The sequence below is a fragment of the Streptomyces sp. NPDC002884 genome (assembly GCF_040295245.1).
GTDB lineage: Bacteria > Actinomycetota > Actinomycetes > Streptomycetales > Streptomycetaceae > Streptomyces.
This window is the reverse complement of the sequence record NZ_JBEOVB010000007.1, coordinates 45,196-70,422: the sequence shown is the minus strand read 5'-3', so window position 1 is coordinate 70,422 and position 25,227 is coordinate 45,196. Positions and strand designations below refer to the sequence as shown.

Sequence of the window (25,227 nt, the reverse complement as noted above, 5' to 3'; positions counted from 1 at the left end):
TCATGGGAGCCCAGCTCCGGGTCTACAAGCGTCGCATCCGATCCGTCACCGCGACCAAGAAGATCACCAAGGCGATGGAAATGATCGCCGCCTCGCGTGTCGTCAAGGCGCAGCGCAAGGTGGCGGCCTCCGCGCCGTACGCGACCGAGCTCACCCGCGCGGTCACGGCGGTCGGCACCGGTTCGAACACCAAGCACCCGCTGACCACGGAGGCGGAGACGGCGACCCGTGCCGCGGTGCTGCTCCTCACGAGCGACCGCGGACTGGCCGGCGCCTTCAACTCCAACGCGATCAAGGCCGCCGAGCAGCTGACGGCGCGCCTCGAGGCGGAGGGCAAGGAGGTCGACACGTACATCGTCGGCCGCCGGGGTCTGGCCCACTACAACTTCCGCGAGCGCAAGGTCGTGGAGTCGTGGTCGGGCTTCACCGACGAGCCCACCTACGCGGACGCGAAGAACGTCGCGGGTCCGCTCATCGAGGCCATCGAGACGGAGACGGCGGACGGCGGCGTGGACGAACTCCACATCGTCTTCACCGAGTTCGTCTCGATGATGACGCAGACGGCGCTCGGTGACCGTCTGCTGCCGCTCAGCCTCGACGAGGTGGCCAAGGAGTCGGCGCCGAAGGGCGAGATCCTTCCGCTGTACGACTTCGAGCCGTCGGCGGAGGACGTCCTCGACGCCCTGCTGCCCCGGTACGTCGAAAGCCGTATCTACAACGCGCTGCTCCAGTCGGCCGCCTCCAAGCATGCCGCCACGCGCCGCGCGATGAAGTCGGCCACCGACAACGCGGGAGACCTGATCACCACGCTCTCCCGACTTGCCAATGCGGCCCGCCAGGCCGAAATCACCCAGGAAATCAGCGAGATCGTCGGTGGCTCCGCAGCCCTCGCCGACGCGACCGCGGGGAGTGACAAGTAATGACGACCACTGTTGAGACGGCCGTTGCCACGGGCCGCGTCGCCCGGGTGATCGGCCCGGTCGTCGACGTGGAGTTCCCCGTCGACGCGATGCCGGAGATCTACAACGCCCTGCACGTCGAGGTCGCAGACCCGGCGAAGGACGGCGAGCTGAAGACGCTGACCCTGGAGGTCGCCCAGCACCTGGGTGACGGCCTGGTCCGCACCATCTCGATGCAGCCCACCGACGGCCTGGTCCGCCAGGCCGCGGTGACCGACACCGGCACGGGCATCACCGTTCCGGTCGGCGACTTCACCAAGGGCAAGGTGTTCAACACCCTCGGTGAGGTGCTGAACACCGACGAGACCTACGACGGTGAGCGCTGGACCATCCACCGCAAGGCCCCGCGCTTCGACGAGCTCGAGTCGAAGACCGAGATGTTCGAGACCGGCGTCAAGGTCATCGACCTTCTCACCCCGTACGTCAAGGGTGGAAAGATCGGCCTGTTCGGCGGTGCCGGCGTCGGCAAGACGGTGCTCATCCAGGAGATGATCTACCGCGTTGCCAACAACCACGACGGTGTCTCCGTGTTCGCCGGTGTCGGCGAGCGCACTCGTGAGGGCAACGACCTCATCGAGGAGATGGCGGAGTCGGGCGTCATCGACAAGACCGCCCTGGTCTTCGGTCAGATGGACGAGCCCCCGGGCACCCGTCTGCGCGTGGCCCTGGCCGGTCTGACCATGGCGGAGTACTTCCGCGATGTGCAGAAGCAGGACGTGCTGTTCTTCATCGACAACATCTTCCGCTTCACGCAGGCCGGTTCCGAGGTCTCGACCCTGCTCGGCCGGATGCCCTCCGCGGTGGGTTACCAGCCGAACCTGGCCGACGAGATGGGTCTCCTCCAGGAGCGCATCACCTCGACCCGTGGTCACTCGATCACCTCGATGCAGGCGATCTACGTCCCCGCGGACGACCTGACCGACCCGGCCCCGGCCACCACCTTCGCCCACCTCGACGCGACGACGGTGCTCTCCCGTCCGATCTCGGAGAAGGGCATCTACCCGGCCGTGGACCCGCTGGACTCCACGTCCCGCATCCTGGACCCGCGCTACATCGCGGCGGACCACTACAACACCGCGATGCGCGTCAAGACGGTGCTGCAGAAGTACAAGGACCTCCAGGACATCATCGCGATCCTCGGCATCGACGAGCTCGGCGAGGAGGACAAGCTCACCGTCCACCGTGCCCGTCGCGTGGAGCGCTTCCTGTCCCAGAACACCCACGTCGCCAAGCAGTTCACCGGCGTCGACGGGTCGGACGTCCCGCTGGACGAGTCGATCGTGGCCTTCAACGCGATCATCGACGGCGAGTACGACCACTTCCCGGAGCAGGCGTTCTTCCTGTGCGGTGGTATCGAGGACCTGAAGGCCAACGCCAAGGAGCTGGGCGTCTCCTGAACTCCCTGAGTTCGATGTGAGCCCTTCGGCTCACGCCTGAGGGGGCGGGCGCGTCCCGCCCCCTCACTCACGCCCACTAGACTTGTAACCAACACCCGGCATACCCGCCGGGTGGTGACCCGAGGAGCCACCTTGGCTGCTGAGCTGCACGTCGCGCTGGTCGCGGCCGACCGAGAGGTCTGGTCGGGCGAGGCCACCCTGGTCGTCGCGCGCACCACGTCGGGCGACATCGGCGTCATGCCCGGTCACCAGCCGCTGCTCGGTGTGCTGGAGTCGGGCCCGGTGACCATCCGTACGAGTGATGGTGGAACGGTCGTCGCCGCTGTGCACGGCGGTTTCATCTCGTTCGCGGACAACAAGCTGTCGCTGCTGGCCGAGATCGCCGAGCTGTCGGACGAGATCGATGTCCAGCGTGTGGAGCGGGAGCTCGAGCGCGCGAAGGCGGAGGGCGATGCCGCCGCCGAGCGTCGCGCGGACGTACGACTGCGTGCGGCGGCCTCGCGCTGACCGTGGGGGTCCTCCCGGGCCCTTGAGGATCGGGGGAGCAGGGCCGCTTGACGTCACTCAGCCGCGGTCGGCACCGGAGCAATCCGGAGCCGACCGCGGCTGAGGCAGATATGGATGTTTTTTCCGTTCCGTTACCTATTTTCGGTACCCAGGAGACGAGGAGGTCGGTGTCGATGGTCCTCGCTCTGACTGTGTGCGGAAGCGTCGTGGCCCTGGTGGCGCTGGGGTTGTTCGTCTTCGGCCTGCGCCGCAGACTCATCCAGCGGTCCGGCGGCACCTTCGACTGTTCCCTGCGCTGGGACGTCTCCGAGAAACTCGACACGAGCGGAAAAGGCTGGAGCTACGGCGTCGCCCGCTACAACGGCGACCGCATCGAGTGGTACCGCGTCTTCTCGTACGCCTACCGTCCGCGCCGGGTGCTGGAGCGCGGCACGATCGAGGTGGCCGGCCGCCGTCTTCCCGAGGGCGAGGAGGAGCTGGCGCTGCTGTCCGACGCGGTGATCCTCACCTGTGTGCACCGGGGTACGCGTCTCGAGCTCGCCATGAGCGAAGACGCGCTGACCGGTTTTCTCGCGTGGCTGGAGGCAGCTCCACCCGGACAGCGGGTGAATGTGGCGTAGCCGCATTCACCCGCCGGGTGGGGCCCCCGGACGCAGTCCGGGGGCGTGTCAACGTTGCTTGATCATGCGAACTTTTCTACGACAGTCCGCTGTTGATGGCGGTCACCAGCTCGCCGTTGGTGGTGTCTCCGCTGAACTCCCAGAAGAACGCACCGCCCAGACCCTGGTTCTTGGCCCAGGTCATCTTCCCGGCGATGGTGGCCGGGGTGTCGTAGGACCACCAGTTGCTGCCGCACTTGGCGTACGCCGTGCCGGCGATGGTGCCGGTGGCCGGGCAGGACGTCTTGAGGACCTTGTAGTCCTCGATGCCCTGCTCGTAGGTGCCGGGGGCCGGACCCGTGGCCGTGCCGCCCGGGGCGTCCTGGGTGACACCGGTCCAGCCGCGGCCGTAGAAGCCGATGCCGATGAGCAGCTTGCTCGCGGGCACGCCCTTCGCCTTGAACTTGGCGATCGCGTCGGCCGTGGTGAACCCGGCCTGCGGGATGCCGCTGTACGAGGTGAGCGGGGAGTGCGGGGCCGTCGGCCCGTCCGCGTCGAAGGCGCCGAAGAAGTCGTACGACATCACGTTGTACCAGTCGACGTAATTCGAGGCGCCCGCGTAGTCGGCGGCGTCGATCTTGCCGCCGGAGGTGCCGTCGGCCGTGGTGGCCGCGGTGACCAGGTAGTTCGCGCCGAACTTGGCACGCAGCGCCTGCATCAGGTTCTTGTAGGCCGCCGCCCCGCTGGTGTCGCAGGACAGGCCGCAGGCGTTCGGGTACTCCCAGTCGATGTCGATGCCGTCGAAGACATCGGCCCAGCGCGGGTCCTCGACCAGGTTGTAGCAGGACTGCGCGAACGCGGCCGGGTTGGCCGCGGCCTGGGCGAAGCCGCCGGACCAGGTCCAGCCGCCGAAGGACCACAGCACCTTGATGTTCGGGTACTTGGCCTTCAGCTGGCGCAGCTGGTTGAAGTTGCCGCGCAGCGGCTGGTCCCAGGTGTCGGCGACGCCGCTGACCGACTGGTCCGCGGTGAAGGCCTTGTCGTAGTCGGCGTAGGAGTCGCCGATCGCGCACTGGCCGTTCGTGACGTTGCCGAAGGCGTAGTTGATGTGCGTGATCTTGGCGGCCGAACCGGACGTCACCAGGTTCTTGACGTTGTAGTTGCGGCCGTAGATGCCCCACTCGGTGAAGTAGCCGAGCTTGACCTTGGAGCCGGTGGTCGGGGGAGTGGTGCCGCCGCCGGTGGTGTGGACCGCGACCGCGCCGCTGACCGGGCCGGTCTGGTCGGCGGTGTCACGGGCCTGGACGGTGTAGGAGTAGTCGGTGCCGGCCGTCAGACCGCTGTCGGTGTACGAGGTCGTCGTGACCGTGGCGACCTTGGCGCCGTCGCGCAGGACGTCGTAGTTCTTGACGCCCTTGTCGTCGGTGGCGGCGGACCAGGTCAGCTTCACCGAGGTGTCGGTGAGGGCGGAGGTGGTCGGGGTGCCCGGGGCGGACGGCGCGGCGTCGCCCGGGACCGTAGTGCCGTCGCAACTGCCGCCGTTGAGCTTGCAGTTGGACGGGGAACCGGAGCCCGCTCCGTTGAAGCCGAAGGAGACGGACGCGCCGGCGGCGAGGGTGCCGTTCCAGGACTTGTTCTTGGCGGTCCAGTGGGTGCCGGAGGACGTGACGTCGGCGTCCCAGGCGGAGGTGACGGAGGTGCCGGAGGGGAAGTCCCACTCGACCGTCCAGGAACTGATGGCAGCGGTGCCGGTGTTCTTCACCGTCCACTTGCCCTCGAAGCCGGTGCCCCAGTCCGATGCCTTGGTGTAGGTGGCGGTGGCCGTCGGGGCGGCCTGGGCGGGGCTCGCGAGGCCGACCAGGCCGGCCAACGGGAGCAACAGGGTCGCGAACCCTGCCGCCGCTCTGTGTCTGAAGCGCATCCTGCGCCTCCTCGGGGGGAGTCGGGGGGCGTGACTGAGCCTTCACGCCCACGGTGCCGCGAGAATAGAAAGGTCTGGACCACAGGTCAATAGGTCTGGACCACTGCGGCCCGTTAAACCTCCGGAGCCCCTTCGGATCCCGCCCGAATCCCCAACTCCTGGGCCAGCACCGCCGCTTGCACCCGGCTGCGCAGCTCCAGCTTCCCCAGCAGACGGCTGACGTGCGTCTTCACCGTCGCCTCCGCCATGTCGAGGCGCTCCGCGACGCCCGCGTTGGACATCCCCTCGCCCAGACAGGCCAGCACCTCGCGTTCGCGCCGGGTCAGGGTGTCCAGGACGGCGGGATCGGCCCTCGGCGCCCGCACCGGCTTCGCGGCGAACTCGGCGATCAGCCTGCGGGTCACCGCGGGAGCGATCAGCCCCTCCCCGCCGGCCACGGTACGGACCGCCGCCAGCAGATCCCTCGCCTCCGTGTTCTTCAGCAGGAACCCCGCGGCGCCCGCCCGCAGCGCCCCGAACACATATTCGTCGAGGTCGAAGGTGGTCAGCACCAGTACGTCGGCGAGACCCTCCTCGACGACCTTCCGGGTCGCCGACACCCCGTCGAGACGCGGCATCTGAACGTCCATCAGCACCACGTCGGGCCGCAACTCCCGGGCCAGCGCCACCGCCTGTTCCCCGTCCGCCGCCTCCCCGACCACCTCGATGTCCGACGCGCTGCCCAGGATCAGGACGAGCCCGGCGCGCACGGCGGACTGGTCCTCGGCGACGAGGACCCGGATGACGGAGCTCATACGGGCTCTCCTTCGACCAGGGGGAATGTGGCGCGCACCGTCCAGCAGGAGTCCTCGGGACCGGCGTCGAACGTGCCGTCCAGCAGCGCCGCCCGCTCGCGCATCCCGACGAGCCCGGCGCCGGAACCGGGAGCGCGGGGCCCGTCCCGACGGCCGTAGGGACTCCGTACCCGCACGTCGAGCACCCCTTCGCGCTGGACGAGGGCGACGGTGACCCGGCCGGGACACGCGTGCTTCAGCGCGTTGGTCAGCGACTCCTGGACGATCCGGTAGGCGGCGAGTTCGACGGGGGCCGGCACCTCGCCGTGCTCGGCGGCGAGGGTGACGTCGAGACCGTTGGCGCGGGCGCCGTCGACGAGCGCCTCCAGGCCGCCCAGGGTGGGGGACGCGGCCGGCTCGCGGTCCCCGCTGCCGTCGCGCAGGATCCCGATCAGCCGCCGCATCTCCGCCAGCCCCTCGACGCTGTTCTCGCGGATGACGGCCAGCGCCTGCCGGGACGTGTCCGGGTCGTCGATGGAGAGCGCCGCCGTCGAGTGGATGGCGATCGCCGACAGGTGGTTGGCGACCATGTCGTGCAACTCCCGTGCCATCCGCGCCCGTTCGGTCGTGACGGCCTGGGTCCGGTCCATCTCGGCGAGCAGCGCGGTCTGTTCGGCCCGCAGCCGGGCGGCCTCGGCCGCGTCGCGGTGGTTGCGCACGATCCAGCCGGTGGCGGCGGGCGCGTAGGCCACGATGCCGACCACCACCCCGATCAGCAGGGCCTCCGGCACCCGCCACACCGCGAACGGCACCAGCGTCCCGGCCACCGTCAGCAGTCCGGTGATCCACTGGATCCGGCGGGCCGACGAGAGCGGCCCGTACAGGACGGCCGCGTACATCACGTCGGTGTACATCAGCACCGTGAACAGGTTGCCCCGGGTCAGGGTGTCCAGGACGATCGCGGCCGTGCCGACCAGCAGGGCCGTACGCGGCGCGACCCGGCGCAGCACCTCGCAGCCGGCCAGCGCGCAGAGCGGCACCAGCACCGGCCAGGGGCCGTCGAGGAGCACGATCGGATCGTCGGACGGCCGGGTGCCCAGGCCGATGGCGACCAGCAGCAGCCCGCCGAGCAGCCCGCCGACCGCGACGCACACGTCGAAGCGGTGCGGGCGGCGCGGGCGGTGCGCTTCTCGGACGGCCATGTCCTCCATCCAACACGCACCGCGTCGCGTCCGCCTGCTCCCCGGGAACGGTCCCGAACTGCATCTTTCGATGTACCGGGAGTTCGTCACCGCCGACGACGAGACCCGCTCTCCCGCCCGGGAGCCTGGAAGGGTGAGCGAGAGGAGCGAACCGTGATCGTCGCACTGATCATCGCCTGCGAGGTGGCCTTCTGGGTGCTGCTGGCCGCGGGACTGGCCTTCCGGTACGTGTTCCGGATGCCGCGTCTGGGGCTGGCCCTGCTGCTGTGCGAGCCGCTGCTGGAGGTCGTGCTGTTCGCGGTGACCGCGATCGACCTCAGAGGCGGCGCCGAGCCGGACTGGCGGCACGGCCTCGCCGCCGTCTACATCGGCTTCACCGTGGGCCTCGGCCACTCCACCGTCAGGTGGGTGGACGCCCGGGTCGCCCACCGCTTCGCCGGCGGCCCGCAGCCCGCGCGGCCGCCGAAGTACGGCAAGGCCCGCGCCGTCCACGAATGGAAGGTCGCGGGCCGCTGGGTCCTCGCCGCACTGGTCGCCATGGCACTGCTCCAGGCAGCCGCCTGGTACGTCGGCGGGGAGGGCGATACCGGTTCGCTGCGGGCGTGGCAGCTGCGGATGCTGTGGGTGATCGGCATCAACCTCGTCATCGCCGGGAGCTACACCCTGTTCCCGAAGGCCGCACCGAAGACCGGGCCGGGGGCCGACCCGAAGACCGGGCCGGGGGCCGACCCGAAGACCGGGCCGGAGGCCGATCCGAACGACGGATCGGAGCGGGAACCGGCCAAGATGCGCTAGCGCTCCCCGCCCGGTACCCAGAGCACGTCGCCGACCGCCTGGTTGGCGGTGCGGGCCAGAATGAACAGCAGGTCCGAGAGGCGGTTGAGATAGGTCGCGGTGAGCGGGTTCATCCGCTCACCGTGCACCTCCAGCGCCGCCCAGGTGGAGCGTTCGGCCCGCCGGACGACCGTGCAGGCCTGGTGGAGCAGGGCCGCGCCCGGGGTGCCGCCGGGCAGGATGAACGACCGCAGCTTCTCCAGCCGCTCGTTGAACCGGTCGCAGTCCGCCTCCAGACGGTCGACATAGAACTGCTCGACCCGCAGGGGCGGGAACTCGGGGTTCTCCACCACCGGCGTCGACAGGTCCGCGCCGACGTCGAACAGGTCGTTCTGGATCCGGGTGAGGACCCCGACGAGCTCCTCGTCCAGGCCGCCCAGCGCGAGCGCCGTGCCGAGCGCCGCGTTCGCCTCGTTGGCGTCGGCGTACGCGGCGATCCGCAGGTCGGTCTTGGCGACCCGGCTCATGTCGCCGAGAGCGGTGGTGCCCTGGTCGCCGGTCCTCGTGTAGATGCGCGTCAGATTGACCATGCGGCCAATCTAGACGGTCCCCGGGAATCCGTTCCGTTCCCTTCGTCACTGCGGTCGACGCCTGGTCAGCGCCTGGTCAGTTCTGGTCCAATCGGCGTGAATCGGACAGTAATTGACGACGTGACCGGCGTCTCACGCCCTGAGACGTGAGCCGCGTTACTAACCGGTCACACAGCGCCTCACGCCCGCTAATCTCCCGCCGAGAGGCATGCGGAGCGGCTGCGCCGGATGGTTGACGCCGGTGACATCGGACGCCTGAGCGGGCAGGGCTTCTACAGGCACCGAAACCGCACAGGCCCCATGGGCCTCACCCCTGCGAGTGAATTCGGTATCGGTTCGCTCACAGACGGCAACCTTCGACCGCTTCCCGCAGTCAGAGGTTGCAACACCGGACACCACACCGCGGAGCACGAGACGCACGCTTAGGGGAGCGCTATGCACATCAGGGGCGACCACGTAGAGCTGGTCGTCGGGGGCCGTCTCGACGTCCGCAGTGCGGCGGACGCCCGTACGGCCCTGCACACGGCCGTGGACGACGGAGTCGGCGACCTGGTGCTCGACCTGTCCGAGCTGGACTCCTGGGACGCCACCGGACTCGGCGTCATCATGGGCGTCCACCGCCGGGCGGGCCGGTGCGGCCGACGCCTGGTGCTGCGCGGGGTGCCTCCGCAGATGCAACGCCTGCTGGTGGCCACCCGACTGCACCGGATCCTCGCGATCGAGGGCGGTATCGGAGTGGAGTCCCTGCCCCGGGTCTGACCCCCAGGGGGCGTGGCCTGCGGCGGAAAACGTGCGACGGGCGCAATCCTCACGAGACTGTGACGCTTCGGGCGGCCCGGTACCCCGGGCTGTCGTAGATACTGTGCGAAGGTTTACGGTTCGTCTGCCCGCCGCTCTCAGCCCTCGAGCGGGCACCGGACCAGAAGCGACAGCGCAGTGTGCAGCAAGGCCGGGAGGGGCTACCGCCACACGACGCTTTTGGGGGGCTTGAACCTATGGACCCGAACACCCGGGGACCCGAGGAGTACGGCCAGGACGACGACGGCGGCACGCCGCGCCCGCGCCCGTCCAGGGACCCCCTCACACCGGACTTCGGCCAGCACACGCCGGCGCTGGCCCGCACCGTGCGGCTCGTCACCGGCGAACACCTGCTCACGGTCAACCCGGTCGACGGCAGCGAGATAGAACTCTGCCCGCCCACGGAGATACCCGAGCGCCCCGCCAAGCGCACCGCGGAGCAGCGTGCCGAGGCCGAGCGCGCCGCCCGGCCGCCGGCCCCCGCCGGCACCACCCGGCCCGCCCAGCCGCTGCTGGGCCGCCAGGACGAACGCGAGCAACTGGTCCGTCTGCTGGCCCGCGGCCGCTCCGTCCGTCTCACCGGACCGGCCGGCTCCGGCCGCACCAGCCTCCTCGACCTCGTCGCCGAGGACTGCGAGGACCTCGCCCCCGACGGCGTCGTCCGCCTCACCGGCTTCCGCCGCACCTCGGCCGACCTGCTGCACGACCTCTTCCACGCCGTCTACGACGCCCCCCGGTACCGCCCCGAGGGCGACGACCTGCGCGCCCTGGTCCGCGAGATCGGCGCGGTCGTCGTGGTCGACGACCTCGACCTCGGCGGCGCCGCCCTCGACGAACTCCTGGACGCGACCCCCGAGTGCGCCTTCCTGCTCGGCGTCACCCCGGAGACCCCGCTGCCCTCCGCGGAGTCCGCCGTCGAGGAGGTCGTCCTCACCGGACTGGACCGCGCGGGCGGCGTCGAGGTGATCGAGCACGCCGTCGGCCGCGTCCTCACCGAGGAGGAGGCCAACTGGGCCGGCGACCTGTGGTTCGAGTCCGAGGGCCTGCCGCTCCGGTTCGTCCAGGCCGGCGCCCTGCTCTCGCAGCGCGACCGACTGCGGGCCGGCGCCGACGCGGTCGACGCGTTCGGCGTCTTCGAGGACGCCCGGCCGTTCACCGAAGTCGTCGACGGCCTGGCCGGAGCGGGCGAGGCCGAGGAGATACCCCTGCCCTCGCTCGGCGAGGCCGCCGCGCCCGCGCCGCTGCTCGCCGCCCGCCTCAGCGCCTCCGCCCGTGCCACCCTGCGCTTCGCCGTCGCCCTGGACGGCGAGGTCCCGCACCAGGCCCACCTGCCCGCCCTGGTCGGCGACACCCACGCCGACGCGGCCCTCGGCGAACTGACCGCCTGCGGACTCGTCTCCCCGGTCGGCACCCGCTACCGGCTCGCCGTCGGCGTCCAGACCCAGCTCGAGGCCGCCGGATACGCCGACGACGTCGAGGCCCGCGCCCACACCGCCGCCCAGCACTACGCCTGGTGGACCGGACACCCCTCGGTCACCCCCGAGCGGGTGAGCGCCGAGGCCGACGCCGTGCTCGCCGCCCTCATCGTGATCGTCCCCACGACGACCCCGACCGGTGAGGACGAGGAGCCCACCGCCGTCCGGCTCGCCCGCACCGCGGCGCCCGCGTTCGCCGCGGGCCTGCACTGGAGCGCCTGGGAGAGCACCCTGCACGAGGGCGCCGAGGCCGCCCGGCTCGCCGGGGAGTCCGCCGACCGCGCCTACTTCCACCACGAACTGGGCGTCCTCGCCCTCTGCGGCGGAGACCTCGACCGGGCCCGCTCCGAGCTGGAGGCCTCCCTCGCCCTGCGCGGGGCCATCGCCGACAAGCGCGGCACCGTCGCCGGCCGCCGCGCCCTCGCCCTGGTCTCCGACCGTTCCGGGGACATGCCCGGCCTCGCGGCCGCGACGGCCGGCGAGGAGGTGCCCGACGCCCGTCACGAGGAGTCGGCGTCCCCGCCGCGCGGCGTCCAGGCGGTGCTCCCGACCTACCCGCCGGAGGCCGAGACCGTCGTCGCCCACCGTCAGCCCGCCGGCCCGCCCACCCGTCACAACCGGGGCGGCCTGAAGGCCCTGGCCAAGCGCAACCTCGTCGCGGCCGGCGCGGGCGCGCTGCTCGTCGCCGTCCTCGGCACGGTCGTGACGCTCGGCGCGACCTCCAACAACGACGCCAACGACCCCTCCGACCGGGTCGGCGTCAACCCGTCCGCCAGCACCGGCCAGGACGACGGCGGCCTGGACTCGGACACCCCGGGCGACGCCGGCGGTTCCGCCGACACCGGCGAGGCGACCAGCAGGCCGACGGACCCGGGCCCGGACGGGACGATGGGCACCTCGGACGACCCGACCCCCACGGGGGAGGCGGAGCCGTCCTCGGCGACGAGCAGCTCGCACGGCACGGGGAGCGGTGGCTCCTCCGGCACGCCGAAGCCGTCGTCGTCGAGCACGTCGTCCAGGCCCTCGACGACGCCGACGGACGATCCCTCGACGCCGACGGACGACCCCTCGACGCCGACAGAGGACCCGACGACCCCCACGGGCGACCCGTCCACGCCGTCCACCGGAGACCCGTCCACCGGGACCTCGGCCAGCGGTACGACCTCCAGTGCCCCGGTGTCGCCGAGCACGGCGGACATCACGCCCTCCTCTCCGGGCTCGGTGATCTGAGCTCCAGGCACACACAGAAGGGCCGGGTTCCTCTCCAGGAACCCGGCCCTTCTCGTCGTGCGGGTGAGCGGGTCAGAACAGCCGCAGCTTGTCGTCCTCGATGCCCCGCATCGCGTTGTAGTCCAGGACCTGGCAGCCGATGCCGCGGTCCGTGGCCAGCACCCGGGCCTGGGGCTTGATCTCCTGGGCCGCGAAGACACCGCGGACGGGGGCGAGATGCGGGTCGCGGTTCAGCAGCTCCAGATACCGGGTGAGCTGCTCGACGCCGTCGATCTCGCCGCGGCGCTTGATCTCCACCGCGACGGTCTGGCCCGCGGCGTCCCGGCACAGGATGTCGACCGGGCCGATGGCGGTCATGTACTCGCGGCGGATGAGGGTGTAGCCGTCGCCGAGGATCTCGATGCGGTCGGCGAGCAGTTCCTGGAGGTGTGCTTCCACGCCGTCCTTGATCAGGCCGGGATCGACACCGAGTTCGTGCGACGAGTCGTGGAGGATCTCCTCCATCGTGATGATGAGCTTCTCTCCGCCCTTGTTGACGACGGTCCAGACGCCTTCCTCGTCGCCCGCGCCCTCCTTCAGCGTGCAGGGCGGCGACATCCAGTTGAGGGGCTTGTAGGCCCGGTCGTCCGCGTGGATCGAGACGCTGCCGTCCGCCTTCACCAGGATGAGACGAGGGGCGGAGGGCAGGTGGGCGGTGAGCCGGCCGGCGTAGTCCACGGAGCACCGGGCGATGACGAGACGCATGGTCCGCAACGCTATCCGACGCCCCGCCGCGCACGCGATTCGCCCGCCCGTCTCCCCCCACCACCCGCAACCGGAGCCCCTTCGGGCCCGCCCCTTTCGACCTGGAAAACGATCATTCGACAGTGGCCGATTGTGTGCCCACTGGGGGTTCCCTATGTGCCCATTCTCCTGGTGCGGTCACGGTCCGTTGCCTACCGTAGTGAACGGGAGGTCGCGATGCGTGTACTCAGCGTGTGCGGTGTTTCGGCGTGCGAACTCCCTTTCCCTGTCCGGCAACCCCTGTTGTTCCGGGGGTGCGAGAGGAGTACCCATGTCGCTCGACGTCTCACCGGCCCTACTCGAACAGGCCGAGCGAGGCGAGGTCGACGAAGCAGAATTCGTCGACTGCGTCCGGACCTCCCTGCCTTACGCATGGGAGATGGTCAGCTCCCTGGTGGCACAGCTGAAGGTGGACGGCGGAGACTTCGCCGACAACCAGACGCCCCCGCCGGACGAGCAGGCACGCGGGCAGTTGCTGCGCGCGCTCGCGAGCGACGCCATACGCGGCGCGCTCCAGCGGCACTTCGGTGTGCGGCTGGCCTTCCAGAACTGCCACCGGGTGGCGGTGTTCCCGTTGGAGCCGGCTGTCGACGAGAAGCTCGCCCGTTTCACCTCGGTCCGCAGCCAGGTGCTGAACCAGTCCCCGGAATTCCGGGACTGCTGACACGTGAGCCTGTTGCTTGCCGCTCCTGACGCGGGAGGTTCCATCAGTACGGGAGCGGCAAGCCTCGCGGCCGGCTGGGCTGTTCACCGGAGGTGGGGGAGCACCTCCGAGCCCAGCCGCCGTACGTTCTCCTCGGTGGCCGCCAGGTCGCCGGAACCTTCGACCAGCAGCGCGAAACGCGAGATGCCGGTCCGTTCGCCGGTCGCCGCGAGACGGTCGACGCACAGCCGCGGGGTGCCCACCGGGTGCAGCCCGCAGAGCAGTTCGGTGTATGCCACCGGGTCCCGCATGGAGCGGGCCCGGCCGTCGACGGTGACATGCGCGTCGAGCCCCTGCCTCAGCCAGCCCGGCATCGCCTTCACCAGGGTCTCCACCGCGTCCGTGCGCCGGTCCGCGATCTGGCAGACGCCCGCCGAGACATGCGCCGCGCCCCGGATCTCGTCCCCGGACCGCCCGGCCGCGCGCGCGTACTGCCGCCACGCGGCGACCATCTCGGCCTTCTCCTCGTCCCCCACGTGCATGCCGAGGAGCATCGGCAGCCCGCGCTCGGCGGCCAGCCGCACGCTCGCCGGCGAGGTGCACGCGACCACGACCTCCGGACCCGACGCGTCCGTCAGCGCCTCCGACGGCCGGGGGACGACCGGGACTTCACGGAAGCGGAACCGCTCGCCGTCGGCCCCCACCGAGGGGTCGCGCAGCCAGCGAACCAGCAGATCGAGTGATTCCGGGAACCCCTGCTCGTACGCCTCCAGGCCCGCGCCGAACACCTCCAGGTCGACCCACGGGCCGCCGCGCCCCACGCCCAGCGAGAAGCGGCCGCCGCTCGTCACATGCAGCAGGGCGGCCTGTTCGCCCAGGGCGACGGGGTGGACGGTGGGCAGTACGCTGACCGCCGTGCCGACCCGGATGCGGCTGGTTCGGCCCAGCAGCAGGGCGGCGAGTGTGACCGCCGACGGGCACGTGCCGTACGGCACGAAGTGGTGCTCGGCCAGCCAGACCGAGTCGAGGCCCGCTTCCTCGGCCACCTCGGCCGAGCGGACCGCGCGGTGGAGCGCCTCTCCCTGACCCTGGCCGGGGAACTGGGCTCCCAACACGAAACTTCCAACGCGCATGGACTTTCCTGCTTCCTTGGCTCCGACACGGAGCTCCCCCACCCGGCATAACCGTCTGACACGTGCCGAGGACACGGCCTGGCGGAGAGATTTGCGGATTGTCTGGAGAATGGGACGTCGGGGAGGGCGACTTGTGGGGACCGCTGCCCTACGGGTACCCGCGCGCACGCCGCGTAGGCTGGACACCAATCCTGCTCCCTGTATAGCCCCGTGAGGTGTCCCGTGTCCCCGCGTCGCAACCGACCCAAGGGTGAGGGCCCGTCCGGCCAGAGTGCCGAGGACGACCGCACGAGCCGGTACGGCGGCTGGCAGTCGGGGGAGAGCTGGCAGGGCGAGCAGTGGAGCGTGCGGCACGTGGCCGGCGCGAGCGCCCAGGGCAAGGCCTACCGGTGCCCCGGCTGCGACCAGCTGATCCCCGACGGCGTGCCGCATGTCGTCGTCTGGCCCGAGCACGCGGGCGTCGACGACCGCCGGCACTGGCACAAGGCGTGCTGGAACGCACGTGACCGCCGCACCCCGGGGGTGCGGCGGTCACGTAACGCTCCGAAGTTCTAGGGCCTGTCCGGCGGATCATGCCGGAGACCCGGCCGTCAGACGTCGCGCTTCTCCAGCAGGGCGAAGGCGCCGCCGAGCACGGCGGCGGTCACGCCGAGCGCGATCCACAGCGGGTCCCAGCCGCTCGGGCCGCTGTCGCTGAGCGAGGTCGAGTAGAAGACGCTCAGCTGGTTCGGGATCGAGTACTCGAACAGGGCCTGGCGCAGGTCCTCCAGCGAGGACGAGAACATGAAGATCGCGATGACCAGCGGGGCCAGCAGAACGCCGATCATGATGGTGATGGCGCCGGCCGAGTGCCGGATGATCGAGCCGACGGCCAGCGAGATCAGCCCGAGCAGCGCGATGTAGAGGGACACGCCGAAAGTGGCCTTGAGCCACTCCGAGCCGGTCGGCTGCCGGGCGTCGCCCAGCATGCCCACGTCCACCATGGCGACGAAGGCCGAGGACACGAGCGTCACGACGAACGCGACGGCGAAGAACACGACCGCCTTCGCGGCGAGCACCCGGCCGCGGGACGGGCAGGCCACCATCGTCGTCCGGATCATGCCGGTGCCGTACTCCGAGGCCGTGGTCAGCACGCCGAGCGTGATGATGCACATGCTGCCCAGGAGCAGTCCGAAGAAGCCGAACGACAGGGCGGTGTCGCCCGCGAGGTCGCCCTCGGTCGCGTTCGCGGCGACGACGGCGCCGGCCAGCAGCCCGATGCCGACGACGAGCAGCACGAACACGCCCAGCGTCCACATCGTGGAGCGCACCGACCGGATCTTCGTCCACTCCGAGGCGACGGCGTGCCCGAGGTGCGTGCGCACGATCGGGATCGGCGAGGTGTAGGCGGGGCCGGCCGCGGCGTACGCGGGACCGGGCGCCCCCTGCCAGGCGGGCGCGGCCTGCGGCGACGGGTGCTGCGGGGTGCTCATCGGGCGTCCTCGGACTTGGTCGGGGCGGCGTCGGGGGCGGGTGCGGGTGCGGCAGGTGCGGCGGGAGCTGCCGGGGCCGGCGCGGGCGCGGCGGCCACCGGGGCGGGCGGTGCCGCCGCCGGCGACGCGGCCGGGGCGGACGGCTGGGCCGGGGCCTGTGCGGGCGCCTGCGCGTACGGGTTGGCCCCGTTCGGGCCGGGCGCCGCGCCGGGTGCCGCCGGGGCGCCGTAAGACCCGTAGGGGGCCGCCGGGGGCGTCTGGGCCGGCTGCGGGGGCGCGTAGCCGGGGTGCTGCGGGGGCGGCGGGGCGTACCAGCCCGGCTGGCCCTGACCCGGCACCGGCATCGGCGGCTGCGCGCCGGGCGGCAGCTGCTGCTGGAGGCCGGCCTTCTGGTCGATGGTCGACCGGTAGTCGACGGCGCCCTGCGTCATCCGCATGTACGCCTCCTCCAGCGAGGCCTGGTGCGGCGACAGCTCCCACAGGCGTACGTCGGCGTCGTGGGCGATGTCGCTGATGCGCGGCAGCGGCAGCCCGGTCACCCGCAGCGCGCCGTCCTGCTCGGGCAGCACATGGCCGCCCGCCTCGGTGAGCGCGGAGGCCAGCTTCTCGCGCAGCTGGGGTTCGGTGTGCGGGGTGCGCACGCGCGCGAAGTCCGCGGAGTTGGCCGAGATGAAGTCCGTCACGCTCATGTCGGAGAGCAGCTGCCCGCGCCCGATGACGATCAGGTGATCCGCGGTCACCGCCATCTCGCTCATGAGGTGGGAGGAGACGAACACCGTGCGGCCCTCGGCGGCCAGCGACTTCATCAGGTTGCGCACCCAGAGGATGCCCTCGGGGTCGAGGCCGTTGACCGGCTCGTCGAAGAGCAGCACCTGCGGGTCGCCGAGCAGCGCGGCCGCGATGCCGAGCCGCTGGCCCATGCCCAGGGAGAAGCCCTTGGAGCGCTTGCGCGCCACGTCCTGGAGGCCGACCACGCCGAGCACCTCGTCGACCCGCCGGGCCGGGATGCCGGACAGCTGGGCCAGGCTCAGCAGGTGGTTGCGGGCGTGCCGGCCGCCGTGCACGGCCTTGGCGTCCAGCAGGGCGCCCACCTGGCGGGCGGCGTTCGGCAGCCTGCGGTACGGGTAGCCGCCGATCGTCACCGTCCCGGACGTCGGGTTGTCCAGGCCGAGGATCATCCGCATGGTCGTCGACTTGCCCGAGCCGTTGGGCCCGAGGAAGCCGGTGACGGCACCGGGCCGTACCTGGAAGGAAAGGTTGTACACAGCGGTCTTGTCGCCATAGCGCTTGGTCAGGCCGACTGCTTCGATCATGCTCCGCACCCATCGAAAGGTTCAGGACAGCAGGGCACACGCCCCCGTAAGGGTTAGGAGACTATCGGGGCGCTGACGGTTCCGCTCAAATGAAAGCAAAGCCCAAAGCGTTACGCGTCGCGTTTCTTCAGCAGGAGGTAGCCGCCCGCGAGCGCGGCGAGGGCCCACAGCGCCATGATTCCGAACCCGCCCCAGGGCCCGTACGGGGTGTCGTCGTCGATCGGCGTGACCACCTGCATGATCTTGCTGCCGGCCTGGTCGGGCAGATACCGGCCGATCTTCTTCGTCGCGGAGACGTTGCCGAGGATGTTGGAGATCAGGAAGAAGAACGGCATCAGGATGCCCAGCGACAGCATCGGCGAGCGCAGCATCGTGGCCACGCCCATCGAGAACACGGCGATGAGCGTCATGTACAGACCGCCGCCGATGACCGCCCGCAGGACCCCGCTGTCCCCGATCGACGCCTTGTGGGAGCCGAGCATGGCCTGCCCCAGGAAGAACGTGACGAAGCTGGTGGCCAGCCCCACGGCCAGCGCGAGCCCGGTGGCCACCGCGATCTTGCTGAACAGGAAGGTGCCGCGCTGCGGAACGGCGGCCAGCGAGGTGCGGATCATGCCGGTGCTGTACTCGTTCGACACCACCAGCACCCCGAACACGATCATCGCGAGCTGGCCGAGGCTCATCCCGGCGAAGCTGATGAAGGTGGGGTCGAAGGAGAGCCGGTCGTCGCGGCTCATGTTGTCGAACTCGTTCCTCGACAGCGCGGCGATCAGCATGCCGAGGGCGATGGTGACCACCACGGCGAGGGAGAGCGTCCACACGGTGGAGGCCACCGACCGGATCTTGGTCCACTCGGACCGGATGACCTGGGTCGCCGCCATCATCAGCTCCTCGTCCAGTCGTCGCCCCACTGCGGTTCGGGCCGCTCGACCCGATCGAGCGGTCCGGGGGGCGTGTCCGTGTGCGCGTGGTACTCCACCGACTCCGCGGTCAGCTGCATGAACGCCTCCTCCAGGGAGGCCCGCTGGGGGCTCAGCTCGTGCAGCACGATCTGGTGCTGCGCGGCCAGCTCCCCGAGGTGCTCGGACCTGCCGCCGTCGACCTCCAGCACCCCGCTGCCGGACTCGACGACCAGGACCCCGGCGCCGTGCAGCACGTCCAGCAGCCGCTCCCGCTGCGGGGTACGGATACGGACGAACGAGCGAGAGTTCTGCGCGATGAAGTCGGCCATCGAGGTGTCGGCGAGCAGCCGGCCCTGCCCGATGACGACGAGGTGATCGGCGGTCAGCGCCATCTCGCTCATGAGGTGGGAGGAGACGAACACGGTCCGCCCCTGCGCGGCGAGCGACTTCATCAGGTTGCGGATCCAGTGGATGCCCTCGGGGTCGAGGCCGTTGACCGGCTCGTCGAACATCAGGATCCGGGGGTCGCCGAGGAGCGCGCCCGCGATGCCCAGCCGCTGCCCCATGCCCAGCGAGAAACCCTTGGCCTTCTTCCTCGCCACGGAGGTGAGACCGACGGTGTCCAGCACCTCGTGCACCCGGCTCTTCGGGATGCCGTTGCTCTGCGCCAGGCACAGCAGATGGTTGAAGGCACTGCGCCCGCCGTGCATGGCCTTCGCGTCCAGCAGGGCGCCGATGTACTTGAGGGGGTCCTTCAGCCGGTCGTAGTGCTGCCCGTCGATCCGGACGTCCCCGGCGGTCGGCCGGTCGAGGCCCAGCAGCATCCGCATGGTGGTCGACTTGCCGGCGCCGTTGGGACCGAGGAAGCCCGTGACGATGCCCGGTCTGACGGTGAAGGTGAGGTTGTTCACCGCGACCTTCTCGCCGTACCGCTTCGTCAGGCCCGACAGCTCGATCATGCGGCCACGCTAAAGCGCGGCAAAGCCCTCTGCCACCGGAGTGGCGGAGGGCTTCGCCGATGTTCGTCCGCCGTACCGGCGGACGTTACCGGGACTGCTGCGCCGGGACCCCGCGGGAGATCGGCTCGTCGTCCGTGGACGGCGTGCCGGCCGCGGCCACCGCGGCACCGGTCAGCGTGGCGAGCATCTCGCGGACGTTCGTCAGCTGGGCGTTGATGCTGTCGCGGCGGTTGGTGAGGGCCGCCAGCTCGCGCTCGGACTCGGAACGGATCCGGTCCGCCTTGGCATTGGCGTCGGCCACGATGTCCTCGGCCTGGCGCTGCGCCGTCTCGACGGTCTGACGGGCCCGGCGCTCGGCGTCGGTGCGCAGCTTCTCGGCCTCCAGGCGCAGCTGCTCCGCGCGGTGCTCGATCTCCGCGAGACGCTTCTCCGCCTTCTGCTGACGGGACGCCAGGTCGCGCTCCGACTGCTCGCGGCGCTTGGCGAGGTTGGTCTCGAAGTCGGCGGCGGCCTGCGCGGCCTTGGCACGGGTCTCCTCGAAGAGGGCGTCCGCCTCCTCACGCTTCGACTGCGCGTCCTTCTGCGCCTCGGAACGCAGCTGCGACGCGTCGCTCTTGGCCTTCTCGACGATCCGGACGCCCTCGTCCTCGGACTTGGACTTGCGCTCCGCAGCGAACGATTCTGCGTCGTTGCGCACCTGCTGGGCCGCCGACTCGGCGAGCTCACGGTGCTGCTCGGCCGCGCGACGGGCCTCCTCGCGCAGATCCTTGGCCTCTTCCTCGGCGAGGCGGAGGATCTTCTCGACACGCGCGCCGAGACCGGCGTACGACGGCTCCGCGTCGCTTACCTGAGCCTGGGCGTTCTGCGTCTCGAGGTGGAGCTCCTCGATGCGCTTTTCCAGAGCAGTGATACGAGCCAGAGCGCTGTCACGGTCGGAGACGAGCTTCGAGATGCGTTCGTCCACCTGAGCGCGGTCGTACCCACGCCGCACAAGCTCGAAGCCGTAGGGGGAAGTGTCGCTCATGGGGTTCCTGTCGAATGAGACCGGTGAGGTGATAGGTGGAATCCTAGGGGCCTGAACGGTGTGTCATCGAGCGTATGCGTGTTTGATCTGGAGAATGACACCCCTTTTGGGTGGCTGAGCGGCGCACCACTTGCCAAAGGTCCGGTCAAAGGCATCAGACTTTAACGCAATTCACACATTCCGCTAGCCGTCCGACGGCTTCCCACCCGACCGGGGAGCCCCGATGGCGGCACCCGCCTTGACGCCCCCGTCCTTGCCACCGGTCGGGACCTCGAAGGACTCCAGCGCCTCCAGCACGTCCTGGACCCGGGAGATCTCGGCGTTGATGTCCTCACGCCGGCGCACCAGGACCTCCAGCTCGCGCTTGCCCTCCTCGACCGTGCGCCGCGCCTCGCGGATCGCCTCGGCCTTGAGCTCCTCGGCCTCCCGTACGAGCGTCGCCTTCTTCTGCTCGGCCTCCTTGAGGAGCCCCTCGGCCTTCTTCACGGCGGCGATGCGGACCTTGCCCGCCTCGGAGTTGGCGTCCGACACCAGCTCCTTCGCCTTCGCCTGTGCCTTGGCGAGCTGCTCCTCGGACGCCTTGATGAGCGCGTCGCAGCGGTCGCCGGTCGACTTCATCGTCTCGGCGGCCTCGCGACGGGCCCGCTCGTGCAGCCCCTCGATCTCCCTCGTGATGCGGTCGCGCAGCTCCTCCGCCCGCTCCCTTATCGCGGTCGCGTCGCGGCGGGCGCCGACCAGCAGTTCGTCGGCGTCCGTACGGGCCCTCTCCACCCGGGAGTTGCCGTCGACCGTCGCCTCGGAGACCAGCCGCTCGGCCTCGTTGCGGGCCGCGCCGACCATCGAGTCGGCCTGCGCCTCCGCGTCCGCCGTGGCCTGCTGCGCCTGCTGCTGAGCCTCCGTGAGCAGTTTGTCCGCCTCGGCCGCGGTCTCCGTGATGAGCGTGTCGACCTGCTCGGCCGCTTCGGAGCGCCGCTTGTTGGCCTCCTTGCGGGCCTCGTCCAGCGTCGAGTCGGCCTCCTCGCGGGCGACGCTCATCAGCCGGTCGGCCTCCGCCGCCGCCGACGTCCTGACGCGCTCGGACTCGGCGCGGATCCGTTCGGCGGCCTGCTGCGCGGAACCCACCGTCTCGGCGGCGTCGGCGCGCAGCCGCTCCGCGTCCCCGGCGGCGTCCGAGATCAGCTTCTCCGCCTTGGCGACCGACTCGGCCCGCAGCCGGTCGGCCTCCGCAATCGTCTCGGACTGGAGGCGCTCGGCCTCCGCGATGGTCTCCGTCTGGAGCCGCTCCGCCTCGTTGCGGGCCTCGGTGATGAGGGTGTCGGCCTGCGTCGCCGCGTCCGAGCGGATGCGGTTGGCGTCGTCCCGGGCGTCCGCCCTGGTGCGCGAGGCGTCCTGGTCGGCCTGGGCGACGGCGTCCGAGACTTCGGTGCGGATCCGCTGGGCGTGCGCGGACGCCTCCGAGCGCATCCGCTCCGCCTCCGCGATCGCCTCGCCGACGGTCTGCTCGGCCAGCGCCTGCGCCGCCTCCGACGCCTCGCTCGCCTCCCGCCGGACCCGGTTCGCGTCCTCGGCCGCGCGCTCCTGCACCGCGTAGGCGTCGGAACGGACCCGGTCCGCCTCCTCCTCGGCCTCGCGCCGGGTACGTTCCGCCGCGTGCTCGGCGGCGGAACGCAGCCCGTTGATCTCGTCCTGCGCCTGCTCGTGCAGCCCGGCGACGGACTCCCGCACCTGCTGCGCGTGCTGCTCGGCCGCCGACACCATCTCGTTGGCCCGCCGGTCGGCCTCCTCGACCAACCGGACGGCCTCGGTCTGGGCCTCCTCCACGCGCTTGCGCGCGGAGGCCAGCAGTTCCTCGCTCTGCCGACGGGCCTGCTCGCGCTCCTGGTCCGCCTCCTGGCGGGCGGAACCGAGGAGCTCCTCGGCCTCGCGGCGGCGCCGGAGCGCCTCCTCCTGGGCGGCGGCCAGCGTCTCGGACGCCTCGGTGGCCAGCCGCTCGGCGGCGGCCTGGGCCTCCGCGCGCACGCGGTCGGCGGTGTCCTGCGCCTCCGACTTGAGCCGCTCCGCCTCGGCGGCGGCCTCGGAACGCAGCCGTACGGCGACGGCCTCGCCCTCGGCGCGCGAGGCGGACGCGTCGGCGGCGGCCTCGTTGCGCAGCCGGTCCACCTCGGCGGCGGCCTGCTGCTGGAGTGTGCGGATCCGCTCCGCAGCCTCTGAGCGCAGCCGGTCGGTCTCCTCGCCGGCCTCGCGGCGGATCCGCGCGGCCTCCTCGCGGGCGTCGGTGAGCGCCTGCTCGGCGGAGGCGAGCCGGGACTCCGCCTCGGTGTGCAGCCGGGTCAGTTCGTCGGCGGCCTCCGCCTGCCGGGCCTCGACCCCGCGTTCGGTCTCCTCGCGCAGCTCGCGCGCGGCCTCCTCGGCGTTCGAGGTGATGGTCTCGGCCAGCTCCACCGCCTCGTCGCGCTGGCGCTCGGCCTCCGCGCGGGTGCGCTCCAGGGTCTCCTCGGCCTGCCGGCGCAGCGTGGTGGCGCGCTCGATGGCCTCGGTGCGCACCTTCTCGCTGTCCGAGGTGGCCTTCTGGCGCAGCTCGTCCGCGTCGGCCTTCGCCTTGGACAGCAGCTCCTCGGCGGTCCTGGCCGCCTCCTCGATCTGCTGGACGGCCTCCTTGCGGGCCTCCGCGCGGATCTTCTCGCCCTCGGCGACCGCGTCGGCGCGCAGCTGCTCGGCCTCGCCGCGCAGCCGACGGGCCTCCTCCTGGAGCTCGACCGTCTTGGCGCGGTACTCCTTGGTGTCGTCCTTCGCGGAGCCCTTGAGCTGTTCGGCGATGTCGTGCGCCTCGGCGCGCAGCCGGTCCGCCTCGGTCTCCGCCTCGCGACGGATCCGCTCGGCCTCCTCGGCGGCGGCCTTGGTGGTGTTCTGCGCGTCCTCCTGCGCCCTGTTCAGGACGTCCTCGGCGGTCTTCGCCGCCTTCGACAGCTGGGTCGCGCTCTCCTCGGCGGTGATCGTGCGGGCCTTCTCGGAGGCCTCCGCGACGATCTTCTCGGCCTCGGTGCGGGCGTCGGCGACGAGCTGCTCGGCGTCCGCCTTGGTGTTCTCGGCCTCCTTGGTGGCCTCGGTGACCAGCCGGGCGACCTGCTCCTTCGCCGTACGGGTGCGCTGCTCCTTGGCCGCCTCCGCGCCGGCGAGCGCCTTCTCGGCGGCCGCCTTCGCCTCCGTGAGCACCTTGTCGGCCTCGGCCTGCGCCTTGCGCAGCGCCTCCTCGGCGTCGGACATGCGCTGCTCGGCGGCGCGGCTGAGCTCACCGGCCTGCCGGCGGGCCGCGTCGGACTCCGTGACGGTGGAGGTGCGCAGCTGCTCGGCGTGGTCGCTGGCCTCCTGGGCCTGGCTGGAGGCGGCGTTCAGCAGGCGCTCGGCGTCCGTGCGGGCCCGCAGCAGCAGCTGCTCGGCCTCCGCGCGGGTCGCCTCGGCGTCCACCTGGAGCCGCTGGCGGGCCTCGGTGGCCACTCGCTCGGCCTCGGCGCGCGCGGCCGTCAGGGACTGCTCGGCCTCGGCCCGCGACTCGTCGAGCAGCCGGCGCGCCTGGGCCTCGGTGCGGGCCCGCAACTGCTCGGCCCACGCCACGTTCTCGTTGACGTGCGACTCGACGTTCTGCCGGCGTTCCGCCAGCTCCTGGTCGAGCTGCTGGCGACGGGCCACCGCCTCCTGGTGCAGCTCCGCCTGGAGCCGGGCCGCCTGTTCGGCGTGCTCCTGGAGGATCCGCTGCGTCTGCGCGCGGGCCTGGCTCAGCTCCCGTTCGGCGTCCTGCCGCAACTGGTCGGCCTGCATCTGCGCGTTACGCAGCATCTGCTCGGCCTGGTACCCGATGTCGCCGCCGTCGAAGGCGGGCCGGGACATGATGGTGCGGCGCGCCTCGTGCAACTTGGCGCGCAGCACCTCGACCTGGTAGCCGAGGTCCTCGGCATGCTGGATCGCCTTTTCCCGCTCGGTCTTCAGCCGCTTCATCTCGGCTTCGAACCGAGTCAGGTGGTCGACGTCAGCCGCCGGCTCCCGCTCCTGGCTCTCGTAGCCCCGCACTGCGCGGTCCCATCCGTCCCTGGTCGCATGCTTCCCGTACGAGCTCCGTCCATCCGCCGAACGGGGCTCCCGGGGAATGGTGTCAGATCAACGACGGAGCATGGGCTGCTGCCCCGACGCTCGTCCCCCGACACCCGGACCCCGGCTGCGTCCCGCCGCCGTACGGCAGGACCGGGTCGCCCCGGTGTGAGCGGCGACCGCCCCCAACCCTACCGGCCCATATGTACGAGGGTCAGTGCTCAGGTGACTCAACAGGCGCCGAAGTGACCAGTTCTGTCAGTACTCCGTGGCAATCCTTTGGATGCAGGAAGGTGATTCGTGACCCCATGGAGCCGCGTCGCGGCTCTTCGTACAGAACGCGTACGCCCTTGTCCTTGATGTCCGCGGAGTCCGCGTCCACATCCGCCGTACCGAAAGCGATGTGATGGACGCCCTCGCCGTTCTTGTCCAGCCACTTGGCGACGGTGGAATCCGGCCGGGTCGGCTCCAGGAGCTGGAGGTAGGAGGCCCCGCCGTCGGACGTATCGTTGATCTTGAGCATGGCCTCGCGCACGCCCTGCTCCTCGTTGACCTCGGAGTGGAACACCTCGAAGCCGTACGTGGAACGGTAGAACTCGACGGTTGCGTCGAGGTCGTGGCAGGCGATCCCGATGTGGTCGATTCGCGTCAGCATGCTGTCAGTGCAGCGCGCCGGACGTGGTTACGCAA

22 protein-coding genes are annotated in these 25,227 nt (G+C 71.1%); 9 read left to right on the top strand and 13 right to left on the bottom strand.

The annotated features are described in order from the left end of the window. Positions 1-2 precede the first annotated feature (2 nt). The 4 genes from ABT070_RS16850 to ABT070_RS16835 all read left to right on the top strand — a co-directional run bounded on the left by ABT070_RS16850 (position 3) and on the right by ABT070_RS16835 (position 3,483). Positions 3-920 carry a F0F1 ATP synthase subunit gamma gene (locus tag ABT070_RS16850; RefSeq protein ID WP_351760743.1) on the top strand — a complete coding sequence of 306 codons (918 nt, stop codon included), beginning with the start codon at positions 3-5 and terminating at the stop codon, positions 918-920. Then, on the top strand, positions 920-2,356 hold the full coding sequence (atpD, locus tag ABT070_RS16845) for a F0F1 ATP synthase subunit beta (RefSeq protein ID WP_351760740.1): 1,437 nt from the start codon (positions 920-922) through the stop codon (positions 2,354-2,356). The genes ABT070_RS16850 and atpD overlap by 1 nt, the downstream gene beginning before the upstream one ends. Positions 2,357-2,488: 132 nt before the next feature. Further along, complete coding sequence (locus ABT070_RS16840; protein WP_057584029.1) at positions 2,489-2,863, top strand: F0F1 ATP synthase subunit epsilon; 375 nt, start codon at positions 2,489-2,491, stop codon at positions 2,861-2,863. A 173-nt stretch (positions 2,864-3,036) separates the two neighbouring features. Next, positions 3,037-3,483 (top strand): DUF2550 domain-containing protein, encoded by a 447-nt coding sequence (locus ABT070_RS16835; RefSeq protein WP_351760737.1) that lies wholly within the window; start codon positions 3,037-3,039, stop codon positions 3,481-3,483. Between the two features lie 76 nt (positions 3,484-3,559). Here the strand turns inward: ABT070_RS16835 and ABT070_RS16830 are convergent, their stop codons facing one another. The 3 genes from ABT070_RS16830 to ABT070_RS16820 all read right to left on the bottom strand — a co-directional run bounded on the left by ABT070_RS16830 (position 3,560) and on the right by ABT070_RS16820 (position 7,367). Beyond that, positions 3,560-5,383, bottom strand: coding sequence for a glycosyl hydrolase family 18 protein (locus ABT070_RS16830; protein WP_351760734.1), 1,824 nt, complete (start codon positions 5,381-5,383; stop codon positions 3,560-3,562). Positions 5,384-5,496: 113 nt separating this feature from the next. Beyond that, complete coding sequence (locus ABT070_RS16825) at positions 5,497-6,177, bottom strand: response regulator (RefSeq protein ID WP_351760731.1); 681 nt, start codon at positions 6,175-6,177, stop codon at positions 5,497-5,499. Then, on the bottom strand, positions 6,174-7,367 hold the full coding sequence (locus tag ABT070_RS16820; protein ID WP_451101292.1) for a sensor histidine kinase: 1,194 nt from the start codon (positions 7,365-7,367) through the stop codon (positions 6,174-6,176). Before ABT070_RS16820 ends, ABT070_RS16825 begins: the two co-directional genes overlap by 4 nt. 144 nt (positions 7,368-7,511) lie before the next feature. Here ABT070_RS16820 and ABT070_RS16815 point away from each other — a divergent pair, with 144 nt between their 5' ends. Further along, the gene (locus ABT070_RS16815) at positions 7,512-8,153 is read left to right on the top strand and encodes a hypothetical protein (protein ID WP_351760726.1); all 642 of its coding nucleotides are present in this window, start codon (positions 7,512-7,514) and stop codon (positions 8,151-8,153) included. Here the strand turns inward: ABT070_RS16815 and ABT070_RS16810 are convergent. Then, positions 8,150-8,722, bottom strand: a complete 573-nt coding sequence (locus ABT070_RS16810) for a cob(I)yrinic acid a,c-diamide adenosyltransferase (protein WP_351760724.1) — start codon at positions 8,720-8,722, stop codon at positions 8,150-8,152. The two genes, ABT070_RS16815 and ABT070_RS16810, sit on opposite strands and share 4 nt — an antisense overlap. Positions 8,723-9,157: 435 nt before the next feature. Between ABT070_RS16810 and ABT070_RS16805 the strand changes: the two genes are divergently transcribed. Together ABT070_RS16805 and ABT070_RS16800 are read left to right on the top strand one after the other, a co-directional pair. Then, positions 9,158-9,481, top strand: coding sequence for an STAS domain-containing protein (locus ABT070_RS16805; RefSeq protein ID WP_020131168.1), 324 nt, complete (start codon positions 9,158-9,160; stop codon positions 9,479-9,481). Between the two features lie 236 nt (positions 9,482-9,717). Beyond that, entirely contained in the window at positions 9,718-12,225 is a 2,508-nt protein-coding gene (locus tag ABT070_RS16800; protein ID WP_351760720.1) for an ATP-binding protein, read from the top strand. Between the two features lie 72 nt (positions 12,226-12,297). On the opposite strand, the gene nucS is transcribed toward ABT070_RS16800, so the two are convergent. Then, the gene (gene nucS, locus ABT070_RS16795; RefSeq protein WP_351760717.1) at positions 12,298-12,969 is read right to left on the bottom strand and encodes an endonuclease NucS; all 672 of its coding nucleotides are present in this window, start codon (positions 12,967-12,969) and stop codon (positions 12,298-12,300) included. Between the two features lie 310 nt (positions 12,970-13,279). On the opposite strand from nucS, the gene ABT070_RS16790 reads away from it, so the two are divergent. After that, positions 13,280-13,672, top strand: coding sequence for an SCO5389 family protein (locus ABT070_RS16790; RefSeq protein WP_020131165.1), 393 nt, complete (start codon positions 13,280-13,282; stop codon positions 13,670-13,672). 83 nt (positions 13,673-13,755) lie between these two features. Here ABT070_RS16790 and ABT070_RS16785 read toward each other — a convergent pair whose 3' ends face one another. Then, positions 13,756-14,784 (bottom strand): LLM class flavin-dependent oxidoreductase, encoded by a 1,029-nt coding sequence (locus tag ABT070_RS16785; RefSeq protein WP_351760715.1) that lies wholly within the window; start codon positions 14,782-14,784, stop codon positions 13,756-13,758. 222 nt (positions 14,785-15,006) lie between these two features. Here ABT070_RS16785 and ABT070_RS16780 point away from each other — a divergent pair, with 222 nt between their 5' ends. Further along, entirely contained in the window at positions 15,007-15,339 is a 333-nt protein-coding gene (locus ABT070_RS16780) for an Rv1322 family protein (RefSeq protein ID WP_351760712.1), read from the top strand. Positions 15,340-15,374: 35 nt separating this feature from the next. Here the strand turns inward: ABT070_RS16780 and ABT070_RS16775 are convergent, their stop codons facing one another. The 7 genes from ABT070_RS16775 to mce form a co-directional block, all read right to left on the bottom strand. Next, positions 15,375-16,256: an ABC transporter permease gene (locus tag ABT070_RS16775; protein WP_351760710.1), complete on the bottom strand. Its 882-nt coding sequence runs from the start codon at positions 16,254-16,256 to the stop codon at positions 15,375-15,377. Then, a complete protein-coding gene (locus ABT070_RS16770) occupies positions 16,253-17,569 on the bottom strand; it encodes an ABC transporter ATP-binding protein (RefSeq protein ID WP_351760707.1) in 1,317 nt (438 codons plus the stop codon). Before ABT070_RS16770 ends, ABT070_RS16775 begins: the two co-directional genes overlap by 4 nt. A gap of 110 nt (positions 17,570-17,679) precedes the next feature. Then, positions 17,680-18,450 (bottom strand): ABC transporter permease, encoded by a 771-nt coding sequence (locus ABT070_RS16765; RefSeq protein ID WP_351760706.1) that lies wholly within the window; start codon positions 18,448-18,450, stop codon positions 17,680-17,682. 2 nt (positions 18,451-18,452) lie between these two features. After that, positions 18,453-19,430 (bottom strand): ABC transporter ATP-binding protein, encoded by a 978-nt coding sequence (locus ABT070_RS16760; protein ID WP_351760704.1) that lies wholly within the window; start codon positions 19,428-19,430, stop codon positions 18,453-18,455. Positions 19,431-19,515: 85 nt separating this feature from the next. Beyond that, positions 19,516-20,454, bottom strand: coding sequence for a coiled-coil domain-containing protein (locus tag ABT070_RS16755; protein WP_351760701.1), 939 nt, complete (start codon positions 20,452-20,454; stop codon positions 19,516-19,518). A 183-nt stretch (positions 20,455-20,637) separates the two neighbouring features. Beyond that, a complete protein-coding gene (gene scy / locus ABT070_RS16750; RefSeq protein ID WP_351760698.1) occupies positions 20,638-24,519 on the bottom strand; it encodes a polarized growth protein Scy in 3,882 nt (1,293 codons plus the stop codon). A 232-nt stretch (positions 24,520-24,751) separates the two neighbouring features. Then, on the bottom strand, positions 24,752-25,192 hold the full coding sequence (gene mce, locus ABT070_RS16745; protein WP_351760695.1) for a methylmalonyl-CoA epimerase: 441 nt from the start codon (positions 25,190-25,192) through the stop codon (positions 24,752-24,754). Positions 25,193-25,227 lie beyond the last annotated feature (35 nt).